Consider the following 21436-nt stretch of genomic DNA (forward strand, 5'->3'; position numbering starts at 1 on the left):
CTTATTTATAGGCTACATCCCAACCGTATGGTGTCATAGGGCCTTTACCTTTTGCTGCGTTTCTTTCTCTGATAATTGTAGATACGCTGTCGGCATCTCCCACTAATAATGCGTTTGTTGAACAAACGGCTGCGCACATAGGAACTTTTCCTTCTGCAATTCTGTTTTGTCCGTAAAGTTCAAATTCTTTTATTGAGTTGGTAGGAGCAGGTCCTCCCGCACACATAGTACATTTGTCCATTACCCCTCTGATACCGAACGCGCCGTCTCTCGGGAACTGAGGAGCACCAAAAGGACAGGCGTAAAGACAGTATCCGCATCCGATACATTTTTCTTTGTCATGGAGTACGATACCGTCTTCTCTGATATAAAAACAGTCAACCGGACATACCTGGGCACATGGAGCGTCTGTACAGTGCATACATGCTATTGACGTTGAAAATTCTTTACCCTCGATTCCTTCGTTAAGCGTAACAACTTTTCTTCTGTGAATGCCCACCGGCAGTTCGTGAGCTTCAGAACAAGCCACGCTGCAGGCGTTACATTCTATACATCTGTCTTCGTCACAGTAAAATTTCATTCTTGCATAATCATACATTTTCTACTCCTTACGCTTTTTCAATACGGACTAAGCCCGCTTTTGTTTCAGGAATCTGGGTAACAATGTCATATCCGTAGTTTGCAACCGTATTGGCTGATTCGCCGATTGTATACGGTTTTGTGCCTTCCGGATAATTTGCACTCATATCAACGCCCTGCATAATTCCGGCCCAGTGGAACGGCAAGAAGATTCTGTCCGGTGACACTGCATAGGTAAATCTTGCTTTTACTTTTATTTTAGTGCCTTCAGGTGCATGAATCCATATCATGTCTCCGTCATTGATACCGTGTTTATAAGCAAGTTCCGGATTTATACTTGCAAACATATCAGGCTGAAGAGCTGAGAGATATTTGCTTTCTCTTTCAATAATTCCGGCACCGCTGTACATTACAAGACGGCCTGTTGTAAGTATGATAGGGAATTCTTTTGCCCAGTCTGTTTTTTGAATTGAAATAAATTTAGTATCAACTCTGTATTGGTCTTTTTTATCAGGATAAGTCGGATATTTTTTAGCCAAATCATATCTTGGTGTATGGAGAGGTTCTCTGTGTAGAGGGATTTTATCAGGGAATGTCCATACGTATGCTCTGGCTTTTGCGTTACCGTAAGGCGCTACGCCTGCTTTAAGTGCGTATTTTGCGATAAGTCCGCTTAAATCCACTTTCCAGTTTTTACCCATAATAGCTTTTTCATGAGGTGAAAGTTTAATTCCGAGAACTTTTTCGATATTGTCTTTTGTAAGTTCAGGGTATCCTCCTCTTACTTTAGCTCCTTTGATTGTCGCTCTAGGTCCGGCTAAGAGGTTTTCACCTTTGTATTCTGTACCGAATCTGGCTCTGAATCCCATACCGCCTTCGCTTACAGGGATATCAATGTTATACAGTACAGGGCTTCCGCTGTGAGTTTCAGTCCAGCATGGCCATGGAAGTCCGTAGTATTCGCCTTTCATATGCCCGATACCTTTAAGTGTGACTTCGTCAAACATATGCCAGTTTTGCTGATGTTTTTTAAGTCTTTCAGGTGTCCATCCGGTAAGACCTATGGTTTTTATAATTCTTGCTATTTCTCTGGTTGCGTCTTCAGGCCATTTGAAGCTGTTTTTGACTTTAACCGCTTTTCCGTCTTTTACGCCCATCATCATGCCTCTTACGAATTCATCGTAAAAGCCGAATTTTTTAGCAAAAATAAACATAATGTCTTCATCGGTTTTGCTTTCATATAAAGGATCAACAACTTTGCTTCTCCATTGGGCTGTCCTGTTTGTAGCGGTTACGCTTCCTTCACATTCGAACTGGCTGGCAGTCGGAAGGATATAAACATTGTCTTTTTTGTTGGTAATAACGGCCGCTTCGTTTGCAAAAGGTTCTGCAATTACCAATAAATCAAGTTTATCAAGCGCCTGCTGTACTTTTGCGGTTTGAGAAATCGAAGTAATACCGTTACCCTGTACCCATAAAGCTCTTATCGGTGAAGTTGAGTATATTTTTTCTTCCTGTAATACTCCCTGCCACCATTTTGCTAATGTGAAGCCTTTTGTATGCATCCATTTTTTGGCGGCAAATCTGTTTTGAAGCCATTTAAAATCAACACCCCAGTTATGAGCAAAATATTTCCAGCTGCCTTCACTTAAACCGTAATATCCTGGCAGTGTATGTGACAGACAGCACATGTCAGTTGCGCCCTGAACGTTGTCATGACCTCTTAAAATATTACATCCTCCTCCGAATTTACCCATGTTTCCAAGTGCTAACTGAAGTATAGGTGCCATTCTTGTATTGGATGAACCTATTGAGTGCTGAGTCAATCCCATTGCCCAAAGAAGTGTTCCAGGTTTGTTTGTAGCATAGACTTTGGCTATTTTGTAAATTAAGTCCGCAGGAACTCCTGTAACGTCGGCAACTTTTTCAGGTGTCCATTTTTTGGCTTCTTTAATAACATGATCCATTCCGAATACTCTGTTTTTGATGTAATCAGGATCGTGCCATCCGTTTTTGAAGATCAGATGAAGCATACCGTACATAAAAGGAATATCCGTACCAGGTCTTATTCTTGCATAAATATCCGCTTTTGCAGCTGTTTTGGTATATCTAGGATCTACCACGATTAAAACTGCATTGTTTCTTTCTTTTGCTTTTAATATATGTTTAAATCCGACAGGATGGTTAACGGCAGGATTTGCACCGAATATAATAATTGCTTTAGAATTTTGGATATCTCCAAGGTGGTTTGTCATTGCGCCGTAACCCCATGTATTCGCGACCCCCGCGACTGTTGCGCTGTGTCAGATCCGCGCTTGGTGATCTATATTGTTAGTTCCCCACATTGCGGCAAGTTTTCTGAAATAATATGCCTGCTCTGTGCTCATTTTCGCACTTCCGAGGAACATTGCGGCATCCGGTCCGCTTTCTTTTCTGATTTGAAGCATTTTTTCGCTTATTTCGTTAATAGCTTCTTCCCAGCTTATTCTTTTCCATTTTCCGTTTACTTTTTTAAGAGGGTGTTTTACCCTTTTTTCAGTTCTTATATAATCGATTGAATCTATACCTTTACAGCAGTGGCTTCCGTGGCTGATTGGATGGTCTTGAGCGACTTCCTGTCTTACCCACACGCCGTTATAAACTTCTGCAATAATTCCGCAACCTACCGAACAGGTAGTACATACTGTTTTAACTTTTTTACTTCCCGGGTAAGGGTCTTTGATCTCTTCATCGGTAGCATTTCTAAGTGCCGGTGCAGCGCTGAGCATTGTAGCCCCTGCAACTCCGGATAGTGCTGCCATTTTTAAAAAGGCCCTTCTACCCACTTTTGGATTCATTTTTTCAAGTGAGCTCATTTTTTACTCCTTAAATGGCATTTTTGTAATAAATTTCCCAATATTTGGTTTTGCGGTAAAGAATCTCTTTTTTAGGAGAGTGTCCTCTTACTACACCGTTGTCATATTCCGGCTGAGCGGACTTGGCAAAACTCAGTGTTGAAGAAGCGACACTCAGTGCTCCGATTCCGAGAGCCCCTTTAAGAAAGCTTCTTCTTTTCATTTTCACTCCTTTTTTTGATACACCGCAAAATTATAATTTTACGGTGACCTCCGTTTTGTTGCTCCAAAAGTTTTTTCCGGAGCAATGTTTTAACTGCATTGTAAATTCAAAATTTACAATGCCGGTCTTATAAACTTTAGAATTTATAAGGCCGGATTCCTAAAAAACTTTTAGGAATACAACGTTCGGATTTATCTCGTAAGAGATAACGGCAAAGCTCGGCAAGCTCTGCTGTTATATCTTATGCCCCGCAAAACTTTCTGTTTTACGGGAATCCAGTTTATTAATGCCCCAAAAATACGCATTTTGCAGTAATGTTTTAATTCTCAATTCTCCATTCTCAATTCTCAATTTGTTAAACTTCATCTTCAACATCTCCGCCTTCTTCAAGATTACATACCATTGTATTGTTTTGTCTTTTTTTGTTTCTTTTTCTGATAGCCGCTTCTTCGTCTGCTATACAGACTTCACAGCTTTCTTTTTTTATTTTTTCTATTACAGGTTTAGGTTTTTCTAAAAACAGTCTTTCCGTTTCTGTAAAAGCTTTTAAAACCACTGCTATGTCTTTGTAAAGATCCGAAGCCTGATGCATATACACATTTTCCGTAAATTCGTCGATAAATGTATTTAAAATATCGAATGTTTTATTTTCAAGCCACTCGGATTTTTCATCTCCTTTGAGTTTTTCAAGTATTAGATGCTGCATGAAAGGAAAAATAAAACCGATATCGTCTTCGCTGTCTTTGTATTCTTCGTTTTTCCTGAATTTTGAGCCTAATACTATATCAACCATTTTTACTTTCATTTTTCCGTTTTCTATTTCCTCATCGTAAAATGAAGCTGTTGTAGGTACGGGGTCCTGTGAAAGATCGTAGAATATTTCGTCATATTCGTCTGCCAGTTTTTTTTCATTAAAGTTTTCGATAAAGTGTGCCAGCGCTTTTTTGGAATTTTCTTCAAGAGCGTTTTGATATAAAAGCTCCGCCGCCTCTTTAACGCCTTCAAATCTCTTTTTGTCGTAACTGAATGTAAAAAGTTTTGAAAAAAATCCGTAATAAAAAGCTCTGGCTTCGTTTATTTCTCTATTTTTCATTAAGTTTCCTTTCTAAATAATCGCTAAATACCAGTTTTGCTTTGCAGTCCTGACAGCAGTAAATAGATTTTTTCTTTATTTCATCCGTAAAAACAGGCAGCAGCATTGAAGCGATTTTTGCGATTGATTTTTTGGTGGCAAACGGTTTACCGCACATTATGCAGTAAAAAGGCTCGTCAACCGCCATTGTTTTTTGGCCGAAATATTCTGGATTTAACTCAAGTCTGTCATAAATAACGTCAATGCATTTTTCCGGACACGCTATTTCGCAGTATCCGCAGTCCGTACATACGCCTGCGTCGAATTTAAGGGAATTGTCTTCAGGATGAGCTGTTAATGCTCCGGCGTTGCATACGCTTACGCATCCCATGCAAAGTGTACATTTATCAGCATCTATTTCTATTTTTCCGTAATGTATATAACTGTTGCCGTTAAGGTCGATAATACCGTAATCTTTATCTACAACTGCGGAAAGTCTCATTGCGAATTTTTCTCTTTTTTTTGCAGATTGTGGATTTATGGTGTATGAGAATTCAGGGGATAATTCGGCTTTATTTAATACGGATTTTAGTTCTTCTTCATTTTGGGCTAAAAAAACCGCTTTTTTATTGTATATTTTTTCATAAACGGCATTTATCAGATCAATTGCTTCTTTTTCCCCTTTTGAGAGTCTGTCGGTATAGAAAACAATCTGTGAAGAACTTTCCTGAACTAAGGTTAAAAAATGCGTTTCATCCAAGAATTTCGCGCCTTCTATTGCAAGAGGCAAAACGTTTGGTTTTAGTTTTATATTTAAACTGTCAATTAAATCTTCAGGAAGTATTAAAGGTATAGTGTTTTTATAAAATTTCGATATTTTTTCAAAAGTGTCTCTCGGAACGGCTGAGAAATCAAGTGCTCCGCTTGGACATACGCTTATGCATCCTCCGCATCCGTCACAGTCTATATGTGAAAAAAGAAGTTTTTTTTCTTCGTCTATTTTTAAAATTGCGTTTGTCGGACATACATCAGCACAGTTTCCACATGTTTCTTTAAGTACGCGGCCGTTATACTGACATATGTTTATGTCGTATGTAATATAATTTCGGTAGCCGTATATTCCTGCTCTTTTTTTTAATATTTCGGTGCTTTTTTCAATTCCGATGTCTTCCGGGTCTACAATTCCTCTTTGTTTATAAGCAGCATCGGGAGCATTGAACCATATTGCCTGATCGACTGAGAGTTTTATTGTTTCTCCGTTTTTATCTATGGTAAATTCAAGAGCGCCTATTGTTCCTGTAATGTTTTTAATCCATTCCGGAAGGACGTAATATACGTCAAAATCATCCAAGGAAAGTTTTTCGGCCTGTTCTTTATTGCCTATAACTAAAACTTTGTTGCCGATTTCTTTTTCATATTCGTTGTATTTCGCACTGTCGAATTTAATACCTCTGATTTGGTAAAGTTTTTCAATGTTTTCTATTTTTTTCAGAGTTTCATCTTCACTGTTTTTAATATAAAAATCTATTTCCGGAGCGTAAATTTCTGCCTCAATCTGTTTCGAGTTGGATATAATGGCTTTTTCGGAACTGTTGTTAGTGAAGGTAATACTGTCTGGCAAGGGGAATTCAAGTTCATTTGAAAAATATACGTATTCAATCATTGTGAACCTTTAAGTTTGATAAAAACATTATATCACTATAAAACTTAAATAAAGCTTAAATAGTAAATCAAACAAAATCAAAGGCACATTAGAAGCACTTTTTTTTGATTAAATTAATTAAAAGGATGAAAAGTTGAAAAAAATAGCAGCTTTGTCTATATTAATTATTCTTATCGGTTTTTATTATTTCAATAACTCCAGAAAAGTTTATTTAATAGGTTCTTCCCTGCCTTTGAAAGGTATTATGAATGAAATGGGAAATGCCGTAAGACTGGGAACTAATATTAGCTTTAATTTTTATTCAGACGGTTTTAAAAAGAAAATAAAATATGAGTTTTTAGATGATAAATATGAGCCCAGGCTTACAAAAGAAAATATAAAAAAACTTTATAAACAAAATGTGTTTTTAATGTACGGTATTGTCGGAACACCTACGGTAAAAGAAATTTTACCTTTTTTGAATGATAATTCAATTTATCTGTATGCTCCGTTTACTGGAGCCGAATTTTTAAGAAAAAACAGATATGTAATAAACTTCAGGGCGTCATATAAAGATGAAATAAAAAAAATCGTAAAATATCTTTTAAAACACAATATTAAGAAAATCGGTGTTTTTTATCAGAATGACGAATACGGAAACGAGATTTACTATCAGACGTATAAAATATTGAAAAACAGAAATTTAAAACTTAACGGTGTCGGGACATACAAAAGAAATACGTTTTTTATAACTTCCGCTCTTAATGAAATATCTCACAACAGGCCTCAGGCGATAATAATGGGCAGTACTTCTAAAGTCAGCGCCATGTTTATTGAAAAATACAGAAAAATTGATCCTAAAACGGTTTTTTGTACAATTTCCTTTGTCAATCCCGATATATTGGTTAAACTTTTGAAAAATAAAAAAAATATTATCTTTTCGGAAGTTGTGCCTTATTACAATGATAAAAACATTAAAGAAGCGGTACTGTTTAAAAAAGAGCTTAAGAAATTATATCCTGAAAAACAGCCGACTTTTTTTGCGTTTGAGGCGTATCTGGCCAATAAAATATTATTAAGGGCTTTTGAAAAACTTTCATTTCCGTATACGCCTTTTCATTTAATTAATATAATTAAAAACACGCCGAAAAATTTTTTACAAGGAATTAAAATAAATTATAAAAACAATCAGCTTCTTAACAAAACATATTTATACATATATAAAAACAGACAGTTTAAAGAAATAAAATGAATTTTAAGTTTTTAGACAGACTCGGGTTTTTTGCAAAAACAAAGCTTTTAATATTTGTTATTTTGTTTGCGATGATAACTATTATAATTTTGTCTCAGTATTCTATTTTTACTTTTAAAAACGATATCGATACGCTTTTTCAAAAAAGAACGGTTCCGGTAGTTAAACTCGAGAATATAAAAGACTTATACAAAATCAACGTTTACGAAACGATAAACCAGTATAAAAACAGAGAAATAAATTTAAAACAGGCCAAAGAGGTGATTTCTCTTGCCAAAGAACTTATTAATAAAGAATGGAAATCATATCTTTCCCAAAAAATGAAAGTTTCCGGATTTGAAGCTCTTGTCATGCAGAATGTATTGAATCTTAAAAAAAGAATAAACGGGCAGATAGACAGGTTTTTAAGTACCTCTTCAGTAGATTACGGCAATCTTAAAAACAATATCAACACTATAAATATTTATCTGTCGGATATTATTAACGCAAATATTAAAAAAGCGATTGAGCGTAAAAACAAAACAGACAAACGATTTGCTTTTGTAATAAAAGCTTCGATAATAAGTATTGTAATCGTTTTTGTTTTCAGTATAACGCTTATGATACTTATAATAGAGAATTTCAAAAAAATACATACGGATCTTGAAAAAACCGTAAAAGAAAAAACAAAAGAGCTTGAAAAAATAAACAGAAACCTTGAAAGAAGAATTAAAAAGGCCGTTGAAGAAAACAGAAAAAAAGACAAAATAATGTTTCAGCAGAGTAAACTCGCCGCAATGGGTGAGATGCTTCAAAATATTGCACATCAGTGGAGACAGCCGCTCGGTAGCATATCTTTGATTCTTCAGTCTATAAAACTTAAAAATGAAATGAATAAACTGACTCCTGAATATATAGACAGGAAAACGGAAGAAGCGCTTGAACTCGCTGATAATATGTCTAAAACCATAGATGATTTTAAAAACTTCTTCAGACCCGATAAGACAAAAAAGACTCTTAGTATAAAAGAATGTATATTTCATTCGAAAAAACTGGTTTCTCATATGCTTGAAAAATATAAAATAGTGCTGGAAGTGTATATAAAAGACGACATTAAAATTGTAGGGTATAAAAATGAACTCTCACATGTGTGTCTGAATATATTAAACAATGCAATAGATTCGTTAAAAGAAAGCAGTGTTGAGCCCAAAAAGATTCTTGTAATAATCAAAAAAGAAAAAAATTCAATAATAATCAGTGTAATCGACAACGGGGGAGGAATAAAAGAGGAACATCTGGAAAAAATATTCGAACCGTATTTTACTACGAAATTAAAGGACAAAGGAAGCGGAATAGGGCTTTATATGGCAAAACAGATTATCGAAGAACACATGCACGGTAAAATCAAAGCTATAAATATAAAACATAAAATGGGAACGGAATTTATGTATAATTGCGCCATGTTTGAAATCACTATTCCTATAAAGGATACTCATGAAAAATTATGATATTTTAAAAGAGTTTAATATACTGTATATTGAAGACGACAGCAGTCTTCTAAAAAATCTGAGTGAAATTCTGGAGGATTTCGTAAAAAATCTTTTTGTCGCCGAAAATACGACCGATGCGTATAAAATATTAAAAGAAAAACATGTAGACGTAATAATAAGCGATATTTTAATAGGCGATAAAAACGGCCTTGAATTTATATCTTTTTTAAAACAAAACGGAATAGACATACCGTTTATATTGACAACGGCTTATACGGAAACTGATTATCTGCTTGATGCAATAAAACTTAAAGCCGTAAATTATCTGGTTAAACCTATAAAAATAAAAGAGCTTTTAGACAGTCTTTACGAAGTGCTTTTACCTGTATATCAGGAAAAAGAGCTTGTAAACAGTACGCTTTTATTTAAAATCGCTTCAGTTATATGCGAAAGCAAACAGCTTGAAGTTATTAAAATGATAGTTAAAAACATGGACGATGAATATTCTTTTTCACTTTCTTATAACGACATAATGGATGAAATAAATATAAGCAAACCAACGCTCATTAAACTTTTTAAAGAGTTACAGGATAAAGAGGTGCTTCAAAAACTTCCAAAAAGAAAATACAGGATAAATATCAATAAATTAGATGAAATATTTATGAGTTCAAATCTGAAATAACTCTGTTTTTACCCTGTTTTTTCGCTTCATAAAGCAGAGTGTCCGCCCGGACGGTCAGAGTGTTAATTGAGTCGTTTTCTTTCATTTCGGTAACTCCGAAACTGCAGGTAAGTTTTTTTATAAAAGGGAAATTATGATTTTCAATGACTCTTTTTAGTTTCTGAGCAATTTTTTGCGCAACGGTAACGTTAGTGTTTGGAAGAATAATAATAAACTCTTCACCTCCCCATCTTCCGAAAATGTCAGTCTGTCTGATGTTTTCTTTTATTGTTTTTGAAAGTTCTATTAATACTTCGTCACCTATTTTATGTCCGTAAGTGTCGTTTATTTTTTTAAAATCGTCAATATCAAAGAAAATAATGCTAAGAGGCGTTTTGTATCTTTTTGAAAGTTCTATTTGGGTTTTTAAAGACATGTCTATTTTATATCTGTTGTATATTGATGTCAAAGAATCGTAAAAAGATATTTTTCTGAGTTCCTCTTCAAGCTGGTGTCTTTTTTTGATTTCTTTTTTCAGTCTTATAATCCAGTAAATAAATAAAACGGTAACCATTATCCCTATTATCAAAGAGCCTATAAGCACCTGCTTTAAACTGAAACCGTTTTGATAATTAACATATATCCATTTAGAATATATTTTGTTTTTTTCCCGGGGTGTGATTGTGTCAATTGCTTTGTTTATCGCTGATACAAGAGGTTTATAGTCATTTCTTACCATAAACTGCATTTTGAATTTAAGAGGTGTTTTACCGGAGATTTTCAAATTTGCAAATTCATATTTGTTTATGTTGTATATAAGTACGGGCATAATGTCTATGGCTGCGTAGGCTTTTCCTTCGCTTACCATTTTAAGGGCTGTTTTAATATTTTCTACTTCAAGTATGTTGAATTTCGGATATTTTTCTTTAAGAAGCCTGGCTGCTGTATAGTTTTTACCCACTACAATGATTTTATTTTTTAAAAACTGCATGGAAGCTATGTAGCCGATATTGTTTCTTGTAGCGATTGCAATAGGAAAAACCGCATATGGTTTTGTGAATATGGAATATTTTTCCCTGTCTTTTGTTTTACTGGCGGAAAGGGCAACATCGGCCTGTTTAAGTCTTATTTTATTTAAGACCGTTTCCCATTTGTCTGTGATTATAAAATCGGATTTTAAATGAAGTCTTTTTTTTATCAGATTCCAATAATCAACCGATATACCGGCGATTTTACCGTTTATTTTAGTATTAAACGGAGCCCAGTTGGGAGTTAAAATACATTTGATGCTGTGTGTTTTAATGAAGTTGTTTTCTTCTTTTGTAAGATTTAATTTACCGTATAAAAAAACCGATGAAACAAATAAAAATATTAAAAATCTCCGCATAAAAACCCCGCCCTTTTTCTAACTTTAATGAAAGTATATAAAAATTTTTAAAAAGTTAAAAATGATAGTTTAAATCGGAAACGATTCTGTTTCTTCCCCGTTTTTTAGCCTCGTACATATAATTGTCGGCTCTAATGACGATACTGTCGCTGGTGTCGTCTTCCGTAAGTTCGGTAACACCGAAACTGCATGTTAAATGATGGATGTATTTGAAAGGATATGATTCAATTTTGTTTTTAAGTTTTTCTGCTACTTTTAACGCCTGTATCAGATCCGTATTAGGAAGAATAATAATAAACTCTTCACCTCCCCATCTTCCGAATATGTCATATTCTCTTACATTGTTTTTTATAAGTTCGGTTAACTCCATTAATATTTCATCTCCGATTTTATGCCCGTGGGTGTCGTTTATTTTTTTAAAATGGTCAATATCAAAAAATATGATGCTAAGAGGGGTTTTGTTTCTTTTTGCATAAGAAATCTGCTGTTTTAATGCCATATCTATTTTATACCTGTTGAAAATTCCGGTCAGCGAATCTATTATGGAAAGTTTCTGAAGCTCTTTTTCGAGCAGTTTTCTTTTTTTGATCTCTTTTTTTAAAGAAAATATATAAACGCATAAAAGTCCGATAATTATTGAAGCTATAAATATAACTGAAAGTATTTCTTTTAAAGAATAGCCTTCCTGATAAGTAACATGAACCCATTTTTTATAAATCTGTTTTTTCTGCTGGGGTGTGATTGTATCTATTGCTTTATTAATAGCGGATGCCAAAAGTTTGTTATTTTTTGAAAGCATAAATCGTAATTCGAATTTCCAAGGCGTTTTACCTGCAATTTTCAGATTTGCAAATGAGTATTTGTTTATATTGTAAACAAGCACAGGCATAATGTCTATAGCTGCGTAGGCTTTGCCTTCACTTACAAGTTTAAGAGCCTGTTTAACGTTTTCGACTTCTATAATCTGAAAATTTGGATAATGTTTTTTTAATAATAAATCTGCAGTGTAATTTTTCCCTACCGCAATTTTTTTATTTTTTAAAAAATTCATAGAGCCTATAAAACCTACGTTGTTTTTTGTCGCGATGGCAATGGGAAACTCTGCATACGGTTTTGTAAAAATAGCAAATTTTTCTCTTGAGGGGAGTTTGCTTGTACCGATTGTCAAATCGGCTCTTTGATGTTTAATTGCATCTATTACATTTGGCCAAGAAGTTATTAAACATTCTGATTTTATATGAAGTTTCTTTTTTATTATATTCCATATGTCGACAGAAATACCGACAAGCTTACCGTTTTCTACGGTATTGAAAGGAGCCCAGCTCCCTGAAGTAATGCATTTGACGGTATGAGTTTTAATAAACTCACTTTCGTCTTTTGTTAAATCCACCTCTGCGGCATATATAAGAGCTACACATAACAATAAAAGCAACTTTTTCATATATAACCTTAAGTTTAAATTAATGTTTGTTTAATTTATTATACACTATTATGTGTTAAAAGTAAAACATTTTTTACCGAATGAGCACTCAAAAGGAACTATTCTTACTGTTTCGCCTTTTTTAATAATTTCTTTTCCTTTGTTTAAAATCATTAGCGAATTAGAATTTATAAGCGGGCTCAGCATCCCCGAACCATATTTGTAGCCGTTATAAGCTTCCCATTTTCCGTTTTCATATTTACCGAGAATAGTATGGTCTTTTTTCGGATTTACTTTAAAATCTTTCAGGTTTTCCGCTAAAACGATGTTATGATAATAGGCATCTGCGCCGCTTAATTTTCTTAAAGTCGGAATAACCAGACCGAATGCGTTTATATATGAGCTCAAAGGATTTCCCGGAAGCGCAAATACAAATACGTTATCCATAATTCCGGCCATTGTAGGACGACCGGGTTTTACCATTATTCCATGAAACAGAGGTTTGAGACCGTTTTTAAGATAAGCTTCGTATAAAAAGTCGGCATCTCCGAAACTGATTCCTCCGCTCGTGATTATTACATCGTATTTTGTTTTCAGCGTTTTTATAAATTCGACGGTTTTATCGAGGGTGTCGGGAATTATTCCTATGATATCGGCTTTGAATCCGTGTTTTTTTAACAGCATTTTTATTGCATGCGAGTTTATATTGTACACTTCGTCCTCATCCGCGTTTTCCCACGGGTCTTTGAGTTCGTTTCCGGTTGATAAAATGGCTATTTTGGGTTTTACGTAAATATTTACGTTTACTATTCCCTGATTTACAAGCATAGCTATAATTTCCGGGGTTATTTCCGTCCCTTTTTGGATTAAAACGTCGCCTTTAGCGAATTCTTCCCCTTTAAGCCTTACATTTGAGCCTTTTTTTATTTCCGGTATTTCTATTTCATTGTCTGTAACGCTTATACATTTTTCAATCGGAATAACCGTATCTAACCCTTCAGGCACCCTTGCTCCCGTCATAATCCTCACACATTCGTTTTCTTTAATGTCAAAATCTTCATATTTGTCTCCCGCATAGATTGTTTTAACTACTTTCAGTTTTCTGTTATCCGAATGTTTAAAAGCAAAGCCGTCCATTGCGGAATTGGTAAAAGCGGGGGAGTTTCTTTCGGCTTTTACGTCTTCGGCAATGAACTCTTTTAATGCGTCGTATATAAAAACCTGCTTTTTTATAATTGTTTCAGATGTGTTTTCAAGACATAAATCCAATGCCTGGGAAAAAGAAATCTTATCAAGTGTTATCATTTCTTTCCTTTTAATTTTTTTAAATAAAGTTCTTTAAATCTTTTATTCGCAAAATCCTGAATTTCATTTTCCAGCTGTTTGTAAACTTCTATATATTCTTTTGCTTTTGGAGTGAGATATGTGCCTCCTTTTACTCCTTTTTCAACCGTAACAAGCTCGTCTTCAAGGTTTTTTTGCAGAATTTTAATATGATTCCACGCTTTTTTGTAGTTTAGTCCCATTTTTTCAGCCGCTTTTGCAATGGATCCTTCTTTTTCTATAAGTTCCAAAATCTCCGTTTTGCCTTTTCCAAACAGCAAATTTCCTTTATTGTCTTCAATCCATATTTTTGTTTTTATAAAAGCTCTTGGACGTTTTTTTTCTTTAAATACGCCTAATTCACAGTATATTACTTCAAAGCCGTTGTCTTTTATCGCGCTTCTGACTTTTTTTAGATTGTATTTTTCTGCAAGTTTTCTGGCATCTTTGCAAAAGACCCTGTTTTTTTCATCGGCCAGATGCTGAAGCTCGTCGATTATTTCTTTTTCGTAACTGTCCGTAAAATCCAGTTTTCCGAACTGTCCGAGTCCGCAGTCCGTAATTCTAACACCCATTTCATCCGCCGCTTTTCCTACAACAATAGGTTCAACTCCCGCTTTTTTTGCCACTACATATGCTTTTGCGCATGTGAGTCTGTTTTCTTCGTTTTTATATTTTTCAATAAGTTCTTTAATATTTTCCATTTTTTATCCTTCTTCAATTCTCCAGTCATGGGTGTATATGTTCATTCTTTCGCCTCTTGCGAAACCTACAAGCGTCAGGCCGAACGTATCTGCTATTTTTGCGCCGAGGCATGTTGTAGCCGTTCTTGATATCAATATCGGTATTTTATGCATAACGGCTTTGACTACCATTTCGCTGCTAAGCCTTCCGCTTACCATCATTATACCGTTTTTGGGAGAGTGTCCCGCAATTATCGCCTTTCCGACAGCCTTGTCTACGGTTGAATGCTGTGCTATGTCTTCGGCATCGAAATATGTGTGTTCGTCAAAATAGAGTCTTGCCGTATGGACGCATCCTGTTTTTTCATACAAAGGACATGATTTGTAAAATTCGCCCATCTGTTTTGAAATATCGGAAATTTTTATTGTAATGTCGGAATCGATTTTTTCGGCTTCTATTTTCGAAGGGTCGATATCTATGTTTGATGTGACGCTTTTGCCGCATCCGCTGACTATTATGGCTTCTTCGTTCAGTTTTTCTATTTTTTTGGTGTCGGCTTTTGCCGTAACGTCAATAATAAGTCCGTCGTTTTTAAGTTCTATTTTTTCAATATCGTTAAATGAACTTATTATTCCTTCGCTTATCAGGTATCCCACGGCCAAAGCTTCGAGATCTACGGGTGTCGCCATCATTGATACGGTTTTTTGTCCGTTTATATGTATGTCGGTTCTTATTTCCCTGATTAAAGTGTCTTCAAAATCGAATTTTTTTCCGTTTTTGACTTTTTTTATTTTAAATTTATACACCGGTTCCATAGCAGGCCTTTTGTTTTTTATATGATATCAAAAAACGGATAATATATTTTTGATTTTTTAAAAGTTTAAGAGATTTTTAAGAATAGTGAGCTATAATTCTCTGACGCTGTAAGCTCTGAGGTTCAGAGACACACATGAAGCAGCAACTTCTAATAGCTTCATGATGTACTTCAAGCAAATTCTTAACTTTTAATTAACCTGTTGTTATTTTACCATGCATAAAATTTCATTACCGGGGTGTTTTATATTTAAATCTTTTTAAAACCAAAGGAGAGTATTATGAATAAAAAGATTGACTGCCGTAATATGGCATGCCCTCAGCCTGTGCTTGAAACCAAAAAAGCGCTTGAAGAAATGGATGAGGGAATTCTGGAAGTATTGGTTAATTCCGTATCTTCAGTGCAAAATGTGAAAAGATACGCAATGAATAACGGATTTGAACCCAAAGTTGAAGAACTGGATAACGGCGATACGCTGATAACCATTGTTAAAGGTTATGAATGTGCGATAGTTGCGGATGACGAAGACGAAGAAAAATTTTTAAACAAATCACTGTTTATAAAAACGGATAAAGTCGGAAGCGGAGAGCTCGGAAGCGTTTTAATGAAAGGCTTTTTAAAAACAACGCTAGAATTTAAAAAACTGCCTAAGAATATTATTTTTGTTAACGAAGGCGTTTTTTTAACCACAAAAGAAGAAAATAAAGAAGTAATAGAAATACTTAAAGAATTTGAAAAAAGAGGTGTAAAAATCTATTCGTGCGGACTTTGTATGAATCATTACAATATTCCCGCAGAAGATTTAAAAGTCGGCGAAATCGGCAATGCCTACGATACCATGGATATGCTTTTACATACCGAAGTCATAAGTTTATAAAGAGGCGCTATGAAAAGAAGAGAGTTTTTAAAACTGGGCGGATTGAGTATTTTTCTCGGAAGTACTTTAAAAGGCGCCGCTATTAATGTTGAAGATGATTTTTTGCCTGTTCTTATTTACGACAAAAGCAGATGTATGGACTGTAAAGCATGTATGGCGGCCTGTCAGCTTGAAAAAGACCTGCCTGTAAAAACGCTGCTTTTTAAAATGAGTGAAAATGAAGAAGGAAGCTATCCTCATGCAAGGCTTAATTTTGAACTTGAAAATATGTGTAAAGAGTGTCTTCATAAGCCTTGTAAAGACGCATGTCAGTATAATGCGATAAAAATCGAAGATTCGGTAGTGCTTATAGATGAAAACAGATGTGAGGCTTCATGCGCCCAAAACAATCCTCCATGTGTCGCTTCATGTCCGCATGACGCTATTGTTATTGACGGCAAGGCAAAAAAATGCGATATGTGTTTTAGCAGAATAACAAAAGGGGATATTCCGAGATGTGCAGCCGTATGTCCGGCAGGCGCAATTATATACGGAAATCTTAAAAAACCCGAGGGTGCTTTAAAAGAACTTCTCAATAACAATCCAAGACTTAAATATATTCTGCTTCAGCATCATCATACGTTTGTTGAAGGAGCCAAATATTCCAATCCTTACGTTTATCCCGAACAAAACAGACCTAAAACGGAAAAGGTCGCACATACGGTTTGTCTTGACTGTAACGCAAGATGCGGGCTTAGAGTCGGGATTAACGGTAATAAAATAGTTCAGGTAGACGGCAACCCTTACCATCCTTATAACAGAAGTTTTAATCAGATTACGTATGACACGCCTGTGAAAGATTCAATGAAATACGCAGCGGGAACGTGTTCTAAACCTCAGATGGTAAACGATTATATCAATAACCCTTACAGGATTTTAAAACCTCTCAAAAGAGCAGGAAAAAGAGGGGAAGGCAAATTTGTTGAAATCGAATGGGAAAATTTGATTAACGAAATAGCCAACGGAGGCAAAAACTTCAAACATTTAGGAGACGATAGATATTATCCGGGAATAAAAGATATTTTAAGCGACGAGCCTATTGATAAAAACGCTCCGGAACTAGGACCTAAAAGAAACCAGTTTGTGTGGTTTACCGGGAGATCCCAGGGAGGAAGGAGCCATTTTATTAAAAGATGGTTTTTAAATTCAGTAGGTTCTAAAAACTATATCGGACATACGGATATATGCGGTATAGGGTTTAGGATGGGCAATTATATTTTCACAGACGGCAGGGAAGTGGAACTTAAAGCCGATTTTGAAAATTCAAAATATATGCTGATTTTCGGTGCCAACATCTATTCGGCACTTCAGCCGGGGGTTGCGACTTCAGGTGCAATGATTGCGAGAAGGATTGCAAACGCCGAGCTTAAAATAGTTTTAGTAGACCCTAAAGCTCCTAAAGCCGTGCATGTGGCTCACAGATGGGTGCCGGTAAAACCTACAAAAGACGGCGCTCTTGCAATGGCTATGATTAAGATAATGCTGAAAAACGGCTGGTATGATGAAAAATTTTTAAAACTCGCTTCGCAAAAAAGTGCTGAAAAAGCCGGAAGAAAAACATATTCAAACGCGGCTCATCTGGTAATTACGGCTGGTGAACACGAGGGTGAGATATTAAAAGCGTCACATTTGAAAAAAGGCTCTGATGAAGAGATTGTTATACAAAATGCAAAGCCTGTATTTGCTTCGGACGCTGATAATCCTGAACTTTTCTGGAAAGGAGAAGTAGAAGGGTTTAAGTGTGAAAGTGTATTTTCACTGCTTCAAAAGGAAGTAAACAGACACTCGCTTGAATTTTATTCAAAAGAGTGCGGTATCGATGTAAGCGAAATAGAAACGCTTGCCAGAGAATTTTGGCAAAACGCTCCGAAAAGCGTGGCGTTTGCATATCACGGCGGAGGAAATTACGTCGGCGGGGCGTATTCAAGCTTTGCGATTGCGATATTAAACGCTCTTGTCGGAAACGTAAACCGCAAAGGCGGTTATTTAGGTAAAGGCAAGGGTGCCGGCAAATGGAGAGAAGGTAAATACGACCTTAAAAAATTCGACGGAATGCTTAAACCGAAGGGCGTTAAAATTTCCAGGGAAAAAGCAAAATACGAACATTCGTCCGAATTTAAAAAACACGGATATCCGTCCAAACTTCCTTGGTTTGAATTTACAAAAGGGGGATTAAGCGTTTCCGCCATAAGCGGAATTGATTTAAAATACCCGTATCCTGCAAAAATAGTGTTTGCGTATTTCAGCGATTTTATATATTCAATGCCGGGAGGATACAGATTTAAGCAGACTCTTAAAGACCACAACAAAGTGCCTCTTTTCGTATCAATAGATACAACCGTGAACGAGACGAATATTTATGCCGATTACATTATTCCGGATATTACCTATATGGAAGGGCAGTACGGATTTTTAACTCCTCATGCTCCCGGAGGGCATTTTACTGGAGTGAGAACGCCTCTTATAGATGCGCAGACTCCGAAAATAAACAATAGACCGATCTGTCTTGAGACGTTTTTAATTGATCTGGCTTTAAAACTGAATCTTCCGGGTTACGGTGAAAAAGCGATTAAAGATAAAAACGGGAATTATTATCCTCTGTATAAAGCGGAAGATTATTATTTAAGGGGAATTTATAATCTTGCTTTAACTTCCGGGGTTAAAGGAAATAAAGAAGACGTTACAGCCGTTGAGAAAAACTATCCTGTAAACAGGTATAAAGATATGTTTTCCAAAGACGAGTGGACGGCTTTATGTTCGGTCGTTGCAAGGGGCGGAGTGTTTAAAAACAACAGCTGGTTTGATAAAAACGGAAACTACACGTTCGGATTTGAAAAAATTTATCTTTATAACGAAAGACTTGCCAAATCAACTAATACCATAACCGGCAAGAAATATTACGGCGGGCTTAAATATCCTGATTTTGTAACATACAGAGGGAAAAAACTTCCTGAAGACGGCTTTAACATTACGACATACAAATCCGCCCTTCACACGCAGTCAAGAACCATATGTTATGAAAGAGCTCTGTTTTACGAACCTGATTTTGAGCTTAAAGTCAATCCTGACGATGCCAGACGGTTAGGGTTAAAAGAAGGAGATGAAGTTATTATAGACAATATGCAAAACAAAAAGCTAAAAACAAAAATAAAAATTACAAATTTTGTAACTGAAGGAAATGTTGCATATTCACATCATTTCGGACACTGGCAGCACGGTGCGAGTGAAATTGAAATTAAAAACGCAAAAAATATATTAAAAGGAGGTGCGGAAGTTTGCAAAGGTGCTAAAGTATTGTCAAATCCGACAAGAGGTGTGGGGATTACGCCTAATCTTATAACATACCTTGATAAAGATATGTATGATCTGCCGCTTTTGGATTTACTAGGCGGTATTCCTGATTTCAGTTCGACAAAAGTAAAAATAATAAAAATATAAAGGAGTTATTATGAAAAGAAGAGAATTTTTAAAAACTAGTGCAGCTTTAGGAATTGCAGCGTCAATGCCTAGCGTATTGAGTGCTAATGAAGACAAGATTAGAAGATTTAAAGTTAATTATGCGTTTGATATTAAATATTATGAAAAAGACTATCCTGCAAGACTTTGGAATCCTCTGCCTTTTAATGCGGATTATCAAAGAGTGAAATTCCTGAAATTTTCTGGTAATTACAATGATTACGACATTAACTGCAAAAACGAATACAACGCAAATACGTTTTATGCCGAGTGGGACAAATCTCCAAAAAGAAAACTCGCATATCTTGAAATGGAAATAGAGACTAAACCGAGAATCGTTCCGATTGAAAAAATAGAAGCTGCGAGTAAAGAAAATCTTCCTATTCCGGAAGAAGCGCAAAAGTTTTTAAAACCGACTGCTCATATTCCTACCACAGGTATTATTAAAGAGCTTGCAGATAAAATTACCGCAGGAAAAACCGACAGATTTGAAAAAGTAAAAGCCATTTATTACTGGTGTACGGCTCATACATTCAGAAATCCTAAAGTAATCGGCTGCGGTAAGGGTGACGTTAAAAAAATGGTTAAAGAACAAAATGTCGACGATATTTACAAAAACGGATATTTCGGCGGTAAATGTACGGATTTAAGTTCACTGTTTACCGCACTTGTAAGAGCTGCGGGTGTTCCTGCAAGAGAAGTGTTCGGTATCAGACTCGGTAAAAGCCATTTCGATAAAGCTCTCGGTAAGAGTGATAAAAACGGTTTCGCCACTATTACGACATGGCAGCACTGTAGAGCTGAATATTATATTCCTGGAGCTGGATGGATTCCGGCGGATCCTGCGGATATTACTAAACTTGAACTTGTTGAAGGTTTAAAATATGACGATCCGAAAGTTCAGGAACTTGTAAAAAGATATCTGCATTCATGGGAAATGAACTGGGTCGGATTCAATCATGCGAGAGATTTCGTACTGTATCCGAAACCTACTCAGTATCCGCTTAATATGTTCGGATATCCTTATGCTGAAGTGAACGACGATGTTCTTAACTATTACGCACCGAAAAGTTTTGAATATAAAATTACGTCTCAAGAGCTGTTTTAATGGTAAAAAGAATCGACTGTAAAGATTTGGCATGTCCCGAGCCGGTTCTCAGGACCAAAGACGCACTCGATTCAATGGAAGAGGGGATACTCGAAGTTGAGGTAAACTCTTTCTCCTCTATTCAAAACGTTAAGAGATTTGTACAAAATCAGGGGCTTTATGTCGATACAAAAAAAGAAGGTAAAAATACGGTTATCAGAATTGTAAAAGGTTATGAATGTGAGCTTGACCTGCCGCAAAGCGGAGGAGAGAAAGAGAGCAGATCATTCTGGGCTCTGATAGCCGGAGCTGCCGTAACGGCAATTTTAGCAAGCACATGCTGCCTTGGACCGCTTTTATTTTTGATGTTCGGAGTCAGTGTAGGAAGCCTTTCTTTTTTACATGTGTTTGCTCCGTACAGAGACTATTTTACGGTTGCGGCTGTTATAATAATAAGCTATTTGTGGTGGAACTGGTTTTTCAGGTTAAGAAAAAGGCCTGTGTGTGAAGGCAGCATTTGCAAAAATTATGTAAAATATTTAAGTATAGGTACTGTGTTTGTGGCAATTATGCTTACATATCCTTACTGGGCGCAGTATTTATTGACAGGAGAATAA

Annotated in this window: 17 protein-coding genes; 7 read left to right on the forward strand and 10 right to left on the reverse strand. The window is 35.8% G+C overall.

Annotated elements, in window-relative coordinates:
- Nucleotide 1: 1 nt before the first annotated feature.
- The 5 genes from fdh3B to ACZ5EP_RS00965 form a co-directional block, all read right to left on the reverse strand.
- Entirely contained in the window at nt 2-598 is a 597-nt protein-coding gene (gene fdh3B / locus ACZ5EP_RS00945; RefSeq protein ID WP_464509065.1) for a formate dehydrogenase FDH3 subunit beta, read from the reverse strand.
- Between the two features lie 10 nt (nt 599-608).
- Nucleotides 609-3434 carry a molybdopterin-dependent oxidoreductase gene (locus ACZ5EP_RS00950; protein ID WP_464509066.1) on the reverse strand — a complete coding sequence of 942 codons (2826 nt, stop codon included), beginning with the start codon at nt 3432-3434 and terminating at the stop codon, nt 609-611.
- Between the two features lie 10 nt (nt 3435-3444).
- Nucleotides 3445-3636, reverse strand: coding sequence for a twin-arginine translocation signal domain-containing protein (locus ACZ5EP_RS00955; RefSeq protein WP_127681156.1), 192 nt, complete (start codon nt 3634-3636; stop codon nt 3445-3447).
- Nucleotides 3637-3991: 355 nt separating this feature from the next.
- Complete coding sequence (locus ACZ5EP_RS00960) at nt 3992-4729, reverse strand: TorD/DmsD family molecular chaperone (RefSeq protein WP_464509067.1); 738 nt, start codon at nt 4727-4729, stop codon at nt 3992-3994.
- On the reverse strand, nt 4719-6371 hold the full coding sequence (locus ACZ5EP_RS00965) for a 4Fe-4S dicluster domain-containing protein (protein ID WP_464509068.1): 1653 nt from the start codon (nt 6369-6371) through the stop codon (nt 4719-4721). Before ACZ5EP_RS00965 ends, ACZ5EP_RS00960 begins: the two co-directional genes overlap by 11 nt.
- Before the next feature lie 133 nt (nt 6372-6504).
- On the opposite strand from ACZ5EP_RS00965, the gene ACZ5EP_RS00970 reads away from it, so the two are divergent.
- From ACZ5EP_RS00970 to ACZ5EP_RS00980, 3 genes are read left to right on the forward strand one after another with little or no spacing between them, the layout of a single operon-like run.
- On the forward strand, nt 6505-7602 hold the full coding sequence (locus ACZ5EP_RS00970; RefSeq protein ID WP_464509069.1) for an ABC transporter substrate-binding protein: 1098 nt from the start codon (nt 6505-6507) through the stop codon (nt 7600-7602).
- Nucleotides 7599-9089 carry a sensor histidine kinase gene (locus ACZ5EP_RS00975; RefSeq protein WP_464509070.1) on the forward strand — a complete coding sequence of 497 codons (1491 nt, stop codon included), beginning with the start codon at nt 7599-7601 and terminating at the stop codon, nt 9087-9089. The genes ACZ5EP_RS00970 and ACZ5EP_RS00975 overlap by 4 nt, the downstream gene beginning before the upstream one ends.
- Complete coding sequence (locus ACZ5EP_RS00980; protein WP_464509071.1) at nt 9076-9753, forward strand: response regulator; 678 nt, start codon at nt 9076-9078, stop codon at nt 9751-9753. The genes ACZ5EP_RS00975 and ACZ5EP_RS00980 overlap by 14 nt, the downstream gene beginning before the upstream one ends.
- Here the strand turns inward: ACZ5EP_RS00980 and ACZ5EP_RS00985 are convergent.
- The 5 genes from ACZ5EP_RS00985 to fdhD are packed head-to-tail and all read right to left on the reverse strand — an operon-like array spanning nt 9731 to nt 15361.
- Entirely contained in the window at nt 9731-11119 is a 1389-nt protein-coding gene (locus ACZ5EP_RS00985) for a transporter substrate-binding domain-containing diguanylate cyclase (RefSeq protein ID WP_464509072.1), read from the reverse strand. The genes ACZ5EP_RS00980 and ACZ5EP_RS00985 overlap by 23 nt on opposite strands.
- Nucleotides 11120-11174: 55 nt before the next feature.
- Nucleotides 11175-12560 carry a transporter substrate-binding domain-containing diguanylate cyclase gene (locus ACZ5EP_RS00990; protein ID WP_464509073.1) on the reverse strand — a complete coding sequence of 462 codons (1386 nt, stop codon included), beginning with the start codon at nt 12558-12560 and terminating at the stop codon, nt 11175-11177.
- A gap of 48 nt (nt 12561-12608) precedes the next feature.
- Entirely contained in the window at nt 12609-13844 is a 1236-nt protein-coding gene (locus ACZ5EP_RS00995; RefSeq protein WP_464509074.1) for a molybdopterin molybdotransferase MoeA, read from the reverse strand.
- Entirely contained in the window at nt 13841-14566 is a 726-nt protein-coding gene (locus tag ACZ5EP_RS01000; protein ID WP_464509075.1) for a winged helix-turn-helix domain-containing protein, read from the reverse strand. Before ACZ5EP_RS01000 ends, ACZ5EP_RS00995 begins: the two co-directional genes overlap by 4 nt.
- Nucleotides 14567-14569: 3 nt before the next feature.
- Nucleotides 14570-15361 (reverse strand): formate dehydrogenase accessory sulfurtransferase FdhD, encoded by a 792-nt coding sequence (gene fdhD / locus ACZ5EP_RS01005; RefSeq protein ID WP_464509076.1) that lies wholly within the window; start codon nt 15359-15361, stop codon nt 14570-14572.
- A 279-nt stretch (nt 15362-15640) separates the two neighbouring features.
- On the opposite strand from fdhD, the gene yedF reads away from it, so the two are divergent.
- The 4 genes from yedF to ACZ5EP_RS01025 are packed head-to-tail and all read left to right on the forward strand — an operon-like array spanning nt 15641 to nt 21436.
- The gene (gene yedF / locus ACZ5EP_RS01010; RefSeq protein ID WP_464509077.1) at nt 15641-16237 is read left to right on the forward strand and encodes a sulfurtransferase-like selenium metabolism protein YedF; all 597 of its coding nucleotides are present in this window, start codon (nt 15641-15643) and stop codon (nt 16235-16237) included.
- 9 nt (nt 16238-16246) lie between these two features.
- A complete protein-coding gene (locus ACZ5EP_RS01015) occupies nt 16247-19714 on the forward strand; it encodes a molybdopterin-dependent oxidoreductase (RefSeq protein ID WP_464509078.1) in 3468 nt (1155 codons plus the stop codon).
- Nucleotides 19715-19724: 10 nt separating this feature from the next.
- The gene (locus ACZ5EP_RS01020) at nt 19725-20840 is read left to right on the forward strand and encodes a transglutaminase domain-containing protein (RefSeq protein ID WP_464509079.1); all 1116 of its coding nucleotides are present in this window, start codon (nt 19725-19727) and stop codon (nt 20838-20840) included.
- On the forward strand, nt 20840-21436 hold the full coding sequence (locus tag ACZ5EP_RS01025) for a mercuric transporter MerT family protein (RefSeq protein WP_464509080.1): 597 nt from the start codon (nt 20840-20842) through the stop codon (nt 21434-21436). The genes ACZ5EP_RS01020 and ACZ5EP_RS01025 overlap by 1 nt, the downstream gene beginning before the upstream one ends.

It is taken from the genome of Nautilia abyssi, assembly GCF_055388085.1.

Coding starts and splice junctions, on each gene's coding strand:
- fdh3B (WP_464509065.1), bottom strand. CDS start 598: ATGTATGATTATGCAAGAATGAAATTTTACTGTGACGAAGACAGATGT.
- ACZ5EP_RS00955 (WP_127681156.1), bottom strand. CDS start 3,636: ATGAAAAGAAGAAGCTTTCTTAAAGGGGCTCTCGGAATCGGAGCACTG.
- ACZ5EP_RS00960 (WP_464509067.1), bottom strand. CDS start 4,729: ATGAAAAATAGAGAAATAAACGAAGCCAGAGCTTTTTATTACGGATTT.
- ACZ5EP_RS00965 (WP_464509068.1), bottom strand. CDS start 6,371: ATGATTGAATACGTATATTTTTCAAATGAACTTGAATTCCCCTTGCCA.
- ACZ5EP_RS00975 (WP_464509070.1), top strand. CDS start 7,599: ATGAATTTTAAGTTTTTAGACAGACTCGGGTTTTTTGCAAAAACAAAG.
- ACZ5EP_RS00980 (WP_464509071.1), top strand. CDS start 9,076: ATGAAAAATTATGATATTTTAAAAGAGTTTAATATACTGTATATTGAA.
- ACZ5EP_RS00985 (WP_464509072.1), bottom strand. CDS start 11,119: ATGCGGAGATTTTTAATATTTTTATTTGTTTCATCGGTTTTTTTATAC.
- ACZ5EP_RS00990 (WP_464509073.1), bottom strand. CDS start 12,560: ATGAAAAAGTTGCTTTTATTGTTATGTGTAGCTCTTATATATGCCGCA.
- ACZ5EP_RS00995 (WP_464509074.1), bottom strand. CDS start 13,844: ATGATAACACTTGATAAGATTTCTTTTTCCCAGGCATTGGATTTATGT.
- ACZ5EP_RS01000 (WP_464509075.1), bottom strand. CDS start 14,566: ATGGAAAATATTAAAGAACTTATTGAAAAATATAAAAACGAAGAAAAC.
- fdhD (WP_464509076.1), bottom strand. CDS start 15,361: ATGGAACCGGTGTATAAATTTAAAATAAAAAAAGTCAAAAACGGAAAA.
- yedF (WP_464509077.1), top strand. CDS start 15,641: ATGAATAAAAAGATTGACTGCCGTAATATGGCATGCCCTCAGCCTGTG.
- ACZ5EP_RS01015 (WP_464509078.1), top strand. CDS start 16,247: ATGAAAAGAAGAGAGTTTTTAAAACTGGGCGGATTGAGTATTTTTCTC.
- ACZ5EP_RS01020 (WP_464509079.1), top strand. CDS start 19,725: ATGAAAAGAAGAGAATTTTTAAAAACTAGTGCAGCTTTAGGAATTGCA.
- ACZ5EP_RS01025 (WP_464509080.1), top strand. CDS start 20,840: ATGGTAAAAAGAATCGACTGTAAAGATTTGGCATGTCCCGAGCCGGTT.